Source organism: Sediminispirochaeta bajacaliforniensis DSM 16054 (assembly GCF_000378205.1).
In the GTDB taxonomy this organism is placed as follows: Bacteria; Spirochaetota; Spirochaetia; order DSM-16054; family Sediminispirochaetaceae; genus Sediminispirochaeta; species Sediminispirochaeta bajacaliforniensis.
The window spans coordinates 1-11,085 of sequence record NZ_KB899445.1; the positions used below are offsets into that span (position 1 = coordinate 1).

The window sequence follows — 11,085 nt, forward strand, 5'->3', positions numbered from 1 at the left end:
CACCATCTGCATTCAGCGCTCGGATACATCACCCCCAATGAGAAAAGAACCGGCAAGGATTCCGAGCTGTTCAAGCGGAGAAACGCCACGATGGAAGCTGCTCGAAACTCTCATGCTGAACGATGGGGAAAGCGATCCGTCAGGAAGTGGACGCCATCTAATGTGGTGGTTCTGAATCCTGGTAAAAACTATGAAGGACAATCCTCTACCGAAGGTAAAAAATCTTCACAAAATATTTCAAAGAGCGCGTAATCTATGTTGACATAAAGCGATGGCAATGATTTTCTTTAGAAGGCGTAAGGTATGGGCATAAAAAAGAGGCAGGAAGCGAATAAAAAAGTGTTTACAGCGATCGATGGGTCCTGTAAGAGGCAGGTGTTTTAGCTCTTTCCAGCTTGCATTCGATATTCCGGATAAGGCTTGTTTTACTGCTGTCGAAAAGGCAGAAAGCTGCTTTGTACCGATTTTTCCCAAGCCGAAGCTGAAGGTATCGATCTTAAATCGCAGAAGCCAGGGAGAGAATGAATGGTCGGTAGTGATGGTGTGGACAAAGGTATCCAGCTTATCAAAGGCGGAAAACAGTTCAAATCGCCGAGCATCTTTCTGGTTTGAGGCCTGGGCTGCATTAGCATACGAGTAATAATAGTTCACGACGGGCTCGGAACAGAAGGATATCCGCTCGGCAAGCAGCAGGCTTTTCCAACTGAAAAGGATATCCTCATGCAGCATGGTCCGGGGAAATAGGATGCTGTGTGCAAGAAGAAAAGCTCGTGTGTAGACTTTGTTCCAGGGGAAGGCGGGAAGTGCGAGGAGGCATTGAGTATCTTTTATGTTGTGGTACGAGGAGTTATCGACTTTAGCGGTTTGTGCGAGGTAGTTCCATACTTTTTGTTCATATGCATTGACAGATCGGTAGAAAGGGGCATGTTCAGAGGTAATCAGGTTATACCGGAAAACAGTAACTTCGGCATGGCTTTTCTCGATGTAGCCGGCCATACGCTCCAGGGCGTTTGAAGAGGCATAGCAATCGTCGCTATCGAGAAAATGGATAAACGTACCAGAGGCAAGTTCAATACCCTTATTTCTGGCACAACCGGCACCAAGATTTTTCTGCAGACGATGAACGCGAAAACGGGTATCCCGCATAGAAACATCATAAAGCATATCCCATGAAGCATCTGTAGAAGAATCATCAACGAAAATTGCTTCAAAGGATGTGAGGGTTTGATCCTGTAAGGAAGTGAATAAGCGGGGTAAGGAATGAGCGGAATTGTGAACAGGGATGATTACGGAAAGGAGAGGAACCTGTTGCATACGATCATAGTGAAAAGAGGCTTTTATGCATTTTCACTACAATTTTTTTCACATCAACATCATCAGATCCATGCCGTAGCTGAGGCATATGAACATCCGACGGCAAGAACAAGATAAATGATCCGGGGAAAAGCTGATAAAAGCTTCTTGAAACTTCTGGCGTATGAAATAATACTACATCTCTCTCTTTATTATATTCTGTCGCTGCCGACATGCAAGAAATATCTTGATACTCAAAGCCCTCATATCCAATAAGGGGTGATTGGATATCAATATATTCTTTGTGTGCTTCAAATTTTGCTTCGCTACGATCTTTCAAACGATACGACATCACCTTTGCATACATACGCGTATCAAGAATGTCATATCGTCCCTCATCAAGATTAACCTCTTTCGCATGAGCTATAAACCTTAGGGCATCAATGAGATTCGTATTTGAAAGATAGTCAACGGCATTTTCAATAGCATCAATAACCATAATAAGACTCCATTATTATCCCTACTTCACAGAATACTCGGACTTGCCAATTATCATATCGATAATGGTCGTCAGCCAAATCATGTGTATACATTCAATGATATTATATGAACGACTATTCACAAGAAAGTTCAAGTCACCTAATTGGTTTAAAGGGTTGTTAGATGAAAAGCCGGAGAAAGTAATAATATTCATACCTATCGACCTTGCATAATTTGCAGCATTAATAATGTTCTTTGAAGTTCCACTGGAACTTATTAAGATTGCGGTATCACCCTGTGTAGCATACGATTCCAACGCTTTTGCAACCCAGTCTTCATACCCATAATCATTTGCGTATGCGGTAATCAAGCTCGCTTCGTTAAAGCTAAAGGTCTTTATCTTGGCTTGCTTTGTGAAGTCTAATGCACAATGGCCGGCAATAGCGGCACTAGCACCATTGCCCTGAATAAATGAAGTTCCACCTTTTCTTGATGAATCGACAAGTAGCGTTTTTGCCGCCATCAACCTTTCGAACAGTGAATCATCGAATAAAAGATCTTCATACTGCTTATAATATGATTTCAAAAAATCAACCATTTTTCCCTTCCCTGTATATTTCATCAATGAGCGTCATAATATGTAAAGCATCATCAGAATTTCCATTCTCGATTGGTGTATTATTTTCTATCGCCTTAAAGAAATGATCGACCTCATTTCGCCAGGACTGGTTTGTCTGAAAAGTAATCTTTTCTTCATCCTCCCATGTCGCAGCTGGTGCTGTAGTTCTATTCTTAGCAATCGATAAAACTTCGTCACCATACGTCCCACTAGAAGTCTTTAGGCCATTTAAAACAAGATACCCTTTTTCCATAAAGACTTCTAATGCAAAAAGGTGTCTCCACTGGGTCATGGTAGAATGAAGAGAAGCAACTAATCCGCTCTTAGAATTCTTTAATAGAACAAAAGCATTATCTTCTACATCACATTTCCAATACTGGTTTGTAATAAACGCTTTTACCTGATCAAAATCACCAGCAAGATGAAGAAAGAGATCAAGCATATGGATACCTTGATCAAGCAAAATTCCGCCACCAGCGAATTCTTTCTTACTCCTCCAGGTTTGGAAGAAAGAAGTATCCACACTTTTACCGTAACGGCCTCGTATCCAAATAATTTTCCCAAAGTCACCGCTATCGACTAGATATTTGATTTGCTTTACACTGCTATGGTGACGATGGTTAAAGCCGTACATTAATTTCTTGCCAGATTTTCTTTCAGCATCCTTTATTTCAAGAACTTCATCATGATTAAATGCCGGAGGCTTCTCACAAAAAGTATGCTTTCCCGCCTGAAGTGATTCAATGGTAAGCTGTTTATTTAAATAGTTAGGTGTGCATATAAACACGGTATCAACAGCGTCATTCATGATCACTTCTTTCGGAGAGGAAACCACAGGAAAGCAAGAGGGTATTCTCTGGGAATCAACATCATATACAGCAGTAATATCAACATTTCCAATACTCTTTGCTGTTTGGGCTCTAATCTCACCCATTCTACCAAATCCAACAATGCCGATCCTATGCTTCATTTTCTTTCTCCTTCAAACCTTTTTACTATTCGAAAAAATGTTTTGGTAGTTAACTCTTTCAAATAATTCCAATTTACCACCAATTGTGGCATTATAAATCTTTCGTCCATTATTCTCGTATACAGCATTTGCTTTTGCTAAAGATATTAGCTGTTTCTCCATTTGTGGTAGAATCCACTTTTTACCTTTTCCAAAATAATTATTATCAAAATGGTTTGCATCATGTTCTGTTGAAACGACAACGTTCCCTTTAATTATTGAAGACTTTGGAATCGTGTAGTCAAAATCAACGCCAATCAGATATACCTCTTTAAAACCTAAATAATAAGCAAGCTGTAAGCATATATACGTTACAGTTTGTCCCTGATAAAGGACCTTACTACAGTCATCGGAAAACAACGCAACCGCATATAGAGGATGCCATGGCATGTAAAAACTCATATCAGAATAAAAGTAGTAATTTGAGAGGGCTTCCTTTAGAAGTGGTTTGAAATATGTTGGAAAGAATCGATATTCACAATCATATGTATCAATTTTTTCTTTATTTGCATCTATAACATGTTGTGCTTCGCAAACATAAAAGGTCGGTCGAAAACCATTCCTTTCTGTCATGTAAAATATATTGTTTACTCCAAAGCTAAATTCATGTTTTAGGAAAGAAAGGTCCGTATTATTTAGCGATGGACCATTTCCAATAATAAAACAGCGTTTATCATGGAATTTATTCTTCAAGTTTCCCAGTTTTGAAGATTCTTCAACTGACAAGGGTTTATGATAGCGACCTAAAACAGCAGAGATAGTTAAAAATTCATTAAAGCTTGCCATTACATCACTTTGTGTCACATGTTTATTAGATAGATCTGTTTCATAGATAATATCCTCCTTTTGAAGGAGGATATCCTGAGTGATATTATTGAAATGCACAAGCATTCTTTTAGAAAAAATCTGCAATACCGATTCTACAAAATTTTTAAAGACCTTTTTAAGTCTATTCCCAATAGTATTCCTCAAAGCGTAATTACACCTACATCCTATTTATCTAAAGTGAAGCCATTATCTCTTTTAAATCCCTCGCGGCTCCCTCTAAAAATTCGTTGCATGTACTGGCAACATGGGGGGTCATAAAAAAACGATCAGGATAATACTCTAACAGCTTTCCTTTATAAGGCTCCTCCCAATAGACATCAAAAGCAGCTTTTATTCTATCCTGCCGTATCTCATCATATAAGTCATCTTCACTAACAATAGGACCTCTTGCCGTATTGATCAAAATAGCCCCATTTTTCATATATGAGAGTTTTTGTTTGTCAAAATATCCTTTATTATCTAAAGAATTGGGAATATGTAAAGTAATGCAATCTGCTTGTGAAAGCAGGGGATACAATTCATCTTCAGAGTTTCGGCAAGCATCAAAAGTTAATATCTGAAGCAGCATATCCAATTTCTTTGCCACCTTGCTTCCTATTTTTCCCATACCAATGATAAGTAGCTTTTTGTTTCTCAAGGCGATCCTGCCATACTTTTCCCACGGATCTATCGTTCCTACCTCGGAATAAAGCATCTTCAAAATTAGGTAACAAGTAAAATTGGCGGTCTCTTCGAAAATATAATCGGCGACTTTAGAAGAAGGAAGGCAAATCTTAATACCTCTTTGCTTGGCCTTTTCAAAGGGTAAATTATCTTTACTGATTCCCGCTCTAAAGATTGCTTTTAATTTAGGAAATTCATCAGGATCAATCGTTTTACTTCCCAACAAAGCAATATCAGCCTCTTTTTTATCCGAAGTAAAAATTGAGGAATCTATATAGGCATCTAATGTTTTTGTATTTTTCCAAATCTTTATCATCTCGATATCCTTTTTGTCCAAAACACAGATATGATATTAGTCTAAATGTTTGTATAAAGCCTTAGCTATTTGAAAATCCTTTTCTGTTTTAATAATAATTCCTTCTTCACGATCAAGAGGAAAAAATCCACAAGTTCCGCTATACGTAGCACATCCTCCTGCATTGTAAGCCTCCAAAAAGGTCTCTCGTCTCCAGCCTGTAATGCTCCAGGTGATTCTTTGTATTGGAGTCAGCTCCTGTGAATTCGTTTTTGTGCTGAATGAAAAATTCAAAGGCTTATCATTCATAGCGCATTCTATTTGTTCGTTTACCACACTAAAGAATGAATCATACCCCCCTTCAATCATAGCATTCAAAAACCGTTCGATCGTTTCTTTTCGAAGCAAAGGGGCTATGCTATGTACTTGCAACAGGATATCACAATTGTGCCCTCGCAAGAAATCAAAGACAAAATCTTCACTGGTAGCTGTATTATTAGCTAATTCAGATGGTCTTTTATAGAAATTTACATCTTCTTGCTTTGCTATTTCTCCAAAGGTATCATGTTCCGAATTCACCCAAACTTCATTTACCTTTGGCAAGCTTTTACTTTTCCGTATGGCGTGTGTGATAATAGGTATACCATCAATTTCTCTAAGATTTTTCTGTTTTAATCGCTGACTACCCATACGAGCAGGTATCATGGCAATTACTTTCATAATAACGTCTCCTTACAATAAAATATCAGGGAAGTAAATCTTTTGCCTTAATTATTCCATTGGTAGCTATTGCTGTTACAAAGTTCTCCCTTTTCCCAGGGATACAAAGTATATCGCCTCCCGCAGCTTTAACAAGTGCCAAACCAGCTGCTACATCCCATATACGGATATCTTCCTCTATATAGGCATCAAATCGACCGGAAGCAACCCATGCTAAAGATAAAGCTGCACTACCAACTAACCTTATTTTTTTCCATTGTTGGACCAATAGTATAAAACTATATAAAGATTCCCTTTCATAATTTCTCCAGGAAGGAAATCCGGTGCTCAATATACCGGTATTAATTTTTTCCGTATTACTCACAGATATTTCGGCATTGTTTTTCCATACACCAGCTGTCAAACCCAATTCATTTTCCAGAACACCTATATACATTTCGTCATGATTAATATCATAAATCATTCCTAAAACAGGTTGTTGTTTACGCCATAAGGCAATAGAAATACACGATAATGGTATATCTCTGGAATAGTTAAGTGTACCGTCAAGAGGATCTAAAATCCAAAAACACTGATCGTAATTTAGATAATTCGTTTTTATGTCATTTTCTTCAGATAACACCGGATAAGGAAAACTATTTTTTAAGAATGAAGCAATTCTATCATTAATATACTTATCAGTACTTAATGAAATATCTTTTTTTTCTGCTGAAAGTATCTTTCTTTTTTCTTTCTTTATTTCTGCAACTACTGAATGGATTAATTCTTTAATCTGATTTATCATCATAGAATCCTCATAAGATAATCTCTTCCTATAGAGATATATCTGCTTTAAATACATCTTTTGTAAAGATATCTTGCTCTGCACTTATAGTCAATGCTCTCAACTGTCCACAGATTTTGCTGAGAACCAGAAAATCAAAGGCTTTTAGCATTATATTGCTCCATAAATTCACAAGAAATTGGTCAGCATATTACAATTACGACACATTTTCAAACGGTGTATCTTATTTGCTTGAAACAGCGAAGAACTTCTTGAAATTACTCACCTTCTCTTATTTGCTAGCCAGTGTGTTTATTTATGTTTCCAACAATCATCTCAGTATCAACATCAAAACAGCCCCACTCGATTCGCACACATAATACATGAATAATTACAGGCATTTGTAAACTCAATCATTGCGGTTTCTGCGGGTAATTCAACAATTTCTTTACTATACATTTTTAACATGGTAGTCCTCCATTATAATTGTGAATTCATAAACCACTGGCTATACTGTTGAGACTCAGTTCAACTTTCCATTGAGAAGGCGGTAGCAGCCGCTGTTTCCTCCGTCAGCGGGGAGGGTGACACTTTGGCTCCCCACAGGGCTTCTGTGATGTCTTCTACTCTCCGCACAGAAACTCCCGCTAAATACATTTCCACCATCGCTTCTTCTACGGAAATCTTCCGGCGCTTATACCGTTCAATGATCGCCGTTTCGAAAGTGACCTTCTTCAGCTTTGGCATCTGAAGGGTAACTTCCCCCCCTGTGTCAACAGCTTTCGGTCATAATGGCCGGCCCGATACCCTTTGCGCTCAGCTCTTCTTTCGTGTTTCTGGGCATTGACCAATTGCTCAGCTTCAGCTTCCAACATAGCATTCAAGGCTTCTTCGACAGTTCCCCGTACAAATTCCCCCAAATGGTTTTTGACTTCTTCCTCATTTATCTCGATAATCTTACTGTTCATATAGTCCTCTTTCTGACTTGGTTTTGGTCGTACTTAATCAATCGTCAGATTGAGGACTTTCTTTTTATCAAAATTAGAATTTGCGCAAGATATTGTACGTCATCTATTTACTTGAAGTCCTATGAATCAGTGCGAGAACTGAAAACCGGACTTACCCGGTACTTTCAATTCTACAACAGCCGAAGATTTCATCAGGGCCTGGATTATAGGACTCCGGAAGAGATGTATATATCATTCCATGAAAAGGAGCTTAAAGCTGCTGCATAGTCAGATTATACCGGTAGGTTCCACCTTAAATAGTTTACAAAACTGTTTGACAAACGGGCTCAGCATATTCCGCTCGATCATCAAGATGCGACCACAGCGCCGTAAGCTTCTACTTCAATGCCGTTTCTTCGAACAAAATGGATCCGCATTCAGCCTGGTTTCGACTTCAACCAATCTAAAGATTTCTGGAGAAATTTTAAATGGCTCAGCTATGGTATTTTCATATCGATGAACGTTCACATTGTGTCTATCTTGATATAACATTTTGCACAAAATTACTTTCTGATCGTGGAAACGATATTTTTATAGATAAATCATAGGGTCTCTTTTTTAACACGTTAAAAAGCCTCATTATTTCTATAGAACAAGATTAAGCCAACAACTGAGGACCTATGCGAAAACATCCATTTTGAAAACACAAGAAGCAAAAATCTAGATCTTATTTTTCAGCTTGGACATCTGTCTCCATGAAGCAGCAAATTTTTCGGTTTAAATAATTCCCATTTAAAATTGGAAATATATAAACTGACTAGCTTCATACCCGGAACCATAAAATCCAAAAATAATGAGCGAAAAAATAGCCACATAATAAATAATCCACCTGAATAATAGATTTTGCCTGTCTATAGTAACCCTGATAGATTTATTACACTCATGCATTATGTCAACCAAAAATAAAATTATAATCGATGGTATTAAAACTAAAATTTCTTTAGAGTCTATACCCATTTTAAAAAGTGAACCATCAAAAAAAATCCAAGGATTAAATGTTGAAAACATACTCTTTATCATTTGAACTGCTATTGTAGTATTTCTAGCTCTGAAGAATATCCAGGCAAGATCCGTAAGAATAAACGTAATTATACATTGAAAAACTCTATAAGAACCACACCCTGTGTTAATCCGCATTATTTGTATCATTTTTTTCTTAAACGGCTTAACCGTCGACCCAATTATCTGGAAAGCACCATGTAAAGCTCCCCACACAACAAAGTGCCAACTAGCTCCGTGCCATAGTCCACTGATGACAAAAGTAATAAATGTATTCATATACGTACGGATCTTCCCTTTACGATTACCGCCAAGAGGAATATATAAATAATCCCGAAACCAAGTTGAAAGAGATATATGCCATCTGTGCCAAAAATCTCTGATTGATGTTGCAAAATACGGCTGATGGAAGTTATCCATCAGTCGAAATCCCATAACCTGAGCAGCACCAATTGCAACGGTCGAATAACCGGCAAAGTCACAATATATCTGAACGGCAAAGAGCAAAACGGCAATACCAATTTCAAATCCGGCGTATTGTTGATGATGGTTAAATACTTGATTTACCAGTATTGCAGCACGATCTGCAATGACCATTTTTAAAAAAAGTCCCCAGAGCATTAAAAGCAAACCATTTTTAACACGTTCAGAATCAAATGTGTGTATTTCGTGTATTTGTTTTAAAAGGTTTTTTGAACGCTCAATCGGACCGGCAACGAGCTGGGGAAAGAATGAAACAAATAATGCATATTTAGCAATATTTCTCTCTGGCTTTATTTCGCCACGATAAACATCCATAGTATAGCTAAGTGCCTGAAAAGTATAGAATGAGATTCCGACTGGTAATACTATGTCAATTTGTGGTGAAACAACAGAAATATTTATCAAATTTAATACACGGATTATTGAATTGAACGTAAAATTGAAATATTTAAAGAATCCGAGAATTGACAAATTCAGGATGAAACTCAAAGCCACACATGCGCGTTTTACTTTCCGTGCCTTTTTGGCGTTGGTAATTTCTCCTGCTTTGGATATTAGAAGGCCACTGAAAAATGTAATTATTGTTGACGTAACAATCAATAAAGCATACTTCGGATTCCATGACATATAAAAGAAGTAACTTGCACCAAGCAACCATAAGTAACGATATTTATGCGGTATTAGAAAATATAATAATGTTACAACTGGAAAGAATATTAAGAACTGTATTGAGTTAAATAGCATTTATTGTTCCCCACCTCTTTAATCAGTCTACATTTGCCTATTCATTGAGAATTACCCACCATCGCTAATATAGCATTTGAAACTTTTATACTAATACCAGTAGCTGATTTTGGTATGCCAGTATAAATAATAAACTGATACTCTGGGCCATCATTTGGAGGAACAGTAAAAAACCACGTTCCACTACTGCCCGGTTTGAAATCTTCCCGATAACAAATAACTTTATTTGTATTGTCAAAGATGATTACCGAAACATACTCTGTAGTACCTTCTATTACTTCTATATTTGAAAAGGAAAACTTGTAAAATCCACCATGTTGCAGGTCAGTATAAAGTCTCATGTTATTATTCTTATTGGTATCGCTTTTTTTTATAATAAAGCTTGAAGGGTCATACTTACTTTTTCCGGGAAGTAGGTTTTCATTGTTAAAAAGAACTTCAGTCCATTTTGTAGCAACTCTACCTAATTCCAATTTAGCTTGGGAGATAGATAGACTGTTATCCATAGTATTACCCATGATACCTGCATAAATTATAAGTTCATACAATCCGGACTTTTCCGGTACTGAAAAGGTATACTGAACATTTCCTCCAGTCTTAAGCAATACTTTATCATATATCCGACGGTTATTCTTATCATATAGCAACATTGTCACATCAGATAAATTCCCGTATAGGATACTCAGTGCCTTGGCACTAAATGTATATGTTTTTCCGGCCTCAAGTGCATCAGATAAGATAATATAGTTATTGCCAGTATTTTTGGGTAATATGCGAATCTCCTTCGTGTCGTAATCCCAACTGATGTTGAGTAAGTTTTCGTTTATTGAATCTGCGGTTATATCTGTTGAATCTTTAACACAATTAAAAATTAAAAAAGATACTGAGAAAATGATAAAATAAGCTATTATTTTTTTCATGTTCATTTTACTTCTTTAAGGGAACCTCTAAAAACCATCATAAAATAGGCTTTTCGGGTGCATGATCAAAATTACTATCGACACTCCATAGTCGATATCCAATTGAAACGGTATTTTCTTTTTTGCTTTTACCTTTTTCAGGCAGAGTCCTTCTCTTTGGCTTCATTTTTTATATCCTTTGTAGCTGTAGGTAACGATTCATATTATAGGTTAGATTCATGAGTCCGATTATCGTCTCAGCTCTCTCTATTCCTACAGATCG

Annotated in this window: 11 protein-coding genes and 2 pseudogenes; 2 read left to right on the forward strand and 11 right to left on the reverse strand. The window is 37.1% G+C overall.

Features of this window, described 5'->3' with window-relative positions:
- Positions 1 to 252 (forward strand): annotated as a pseudogene (locus F459_RS24315) (hypothetical protein); the annotation flags it as partial.
- Here the strand turns inward: F459_RS24315 and F459_RS0121125 are convergent.
- The 9 genes and pseudogenes from F459_RS0121125 to F459_RS23815 form a co-directional block, all read right to left on the reverse strand.
- Positions 238 to 1,314: a glycosyltransferase family 2 protein gene (locus tag F459_RS0121125; protein ID WP_020614646.1), complete on the reverse strand. Its 1,077-nt coding sequence runs from the start codon at positions 1,312 to 1,314 to the stop codon at positions 238 to 240. The pseudogene F459_RS24315 and the gene F459_RS0121125 overlap by 15 nt on opposite strands.
- A 4-nt stretch (positions 1,315 to 1,318) precedes the next feature.
- Entirely contained in the window at positions 1,319 to 1,792 is a 474-nt protein-coding gene (locus F459_RS23390) for a YhcH/YjgK/YiaL family protein (protein WP_020614647.1), read from the reverse strand.
- 21 nt (positions 1,793 to 1,813) lie between these two features.
- Positions 1,814 to 2,371, reverse strand: coding sequence for a D-sedoheptulose-7-phosphate isomerase (locus F459_RS0121135; protein WP_020614648.1), 558 nt, complete (start codon positions 2,369 to 2,371; stop codon positions 1,814 to 1,816).
- On the reverse strand, positions 2,364 to 3,362 hold the full coding sequence (locus F459_RS0121140; protein ID WP_020614649.1) for a Gfo/Idh/MocA family protein: 999 nt from the start codon (positions 3,360 to 3,362) through the stop codon (positions 2,364 to 2,366). The genes F459_RS0121135 and F459_RS0121140 overlap by 8 nt, the downstream gene beginning before the upstream one ends.
- Before the next feature lie 12 nt (positions 3,363 to 3,374).
- Positions 3,375 to 4,373, reverse strand: a complete 999-nt coding sequence (locus F459_RS0121145) for a 6-hydroxymethylpterin diphosphokinase MptE-like protein (RefSeq protein ID WP_020614650.1) — start codon at positions 4,371 to 4,373, stop codon at positions 3,375 to 3,377.
- Between the two features lie 28 nt (positions 4,374 to 4,401).
- Positions 4,402 to 5,208, reverse strand: coding sequence for an NAD(P)-dependent oxidoreductase (locus F459_RS0121150; RefSeq protein WP_020614651.1), 807 nt, complete (start codon positions 5,206 to 5,208; stop codon positions 4,402 to 4,404).
- 36 nt (positions 5,209 to 5,244) lie between these two features.
- Positions 5,245 to 5,907 (reverse strand): acylneuraminate cytidylyltransferase family protein, encoded by a 663-nt coding sequence (locus F459_RS0121155; protein ID WP_020614652.1) that lies wholly within the window; start codon positions 5,905 to 5,907, stop codon positions 5,245 to 5,247.
- Positions 5,908 to 5,932: 25 nt separating this feature from the next.
- Positions 5,933 to 6,694 (reverse strand): inositol monophosphatase family protein, encoded by a 762-nt coding sequence (locus F459_RS22780; protein WP_169517971.1) that lies wholly within the window; start codon positions 6,692 to 6,694, stop codon positions 5,933 to 5,935.
- Positions 6,695 to 7,237: 543 nt separating this feature from the next.
- Positions 7,238 to 7,638 (reverse strand): annotated as a pseudogene (locus tag F459_RS23815) (transposase); the annotation flags it as partial.
- Between F459_RS23815 and F459_RS24740 the strand changes: the two are divergent.
- Positions 7,591 to 7,905: an integrase core domain-containing protein gene (locus F459_RS24740; protein WP_154651764.1), complete on the forward strand. Its 315-nt coding sequence runs from the start codon at positions 7,591 to 7,593 to the stop codon at positions 7,903 to 7,905. The pseudogene F459_RS23815 and the gene F459_RS24740 overlap by 48 nt on opposite strands.
- Positions 7,906 to 8,409: 504 nt before the next feature.
- Here F459_RS24740 and F459_RS0121180 read toward each other — a convergent pair.
- Together F459_RS0121180 and F459_RS0121185 are read right to left on the reverse strand one after the other, a co-directional pair.
- Complete coding sequence (locus F459_RS0121180; protein ID WP_211214031.1) at positions 8,410 to 9,786, reverse strand: MBOAT family O-acyltransferase; 1,377 nt, start codon at positions 9,784 to 9,786, stop codon at positions 8,410 to 8,412.
- Between the two features lie 158 nt (positions 9,787 to 9,944).
- The gene (locus F459_RS0121185) at positions 9,945 to 10,823 is read right to left on the reverse strand and encodes a hypothetical protein (RefSeq protein ID WP_154651765.1); all 879 of its coding nucleotides are present in this window, start codon (positions 10,821 to 10,823) and stop codon (positions 9,945 to 9,947) included.
- Positions 10,824 to 11,085 lie beyond the last annotated feature (262 nt).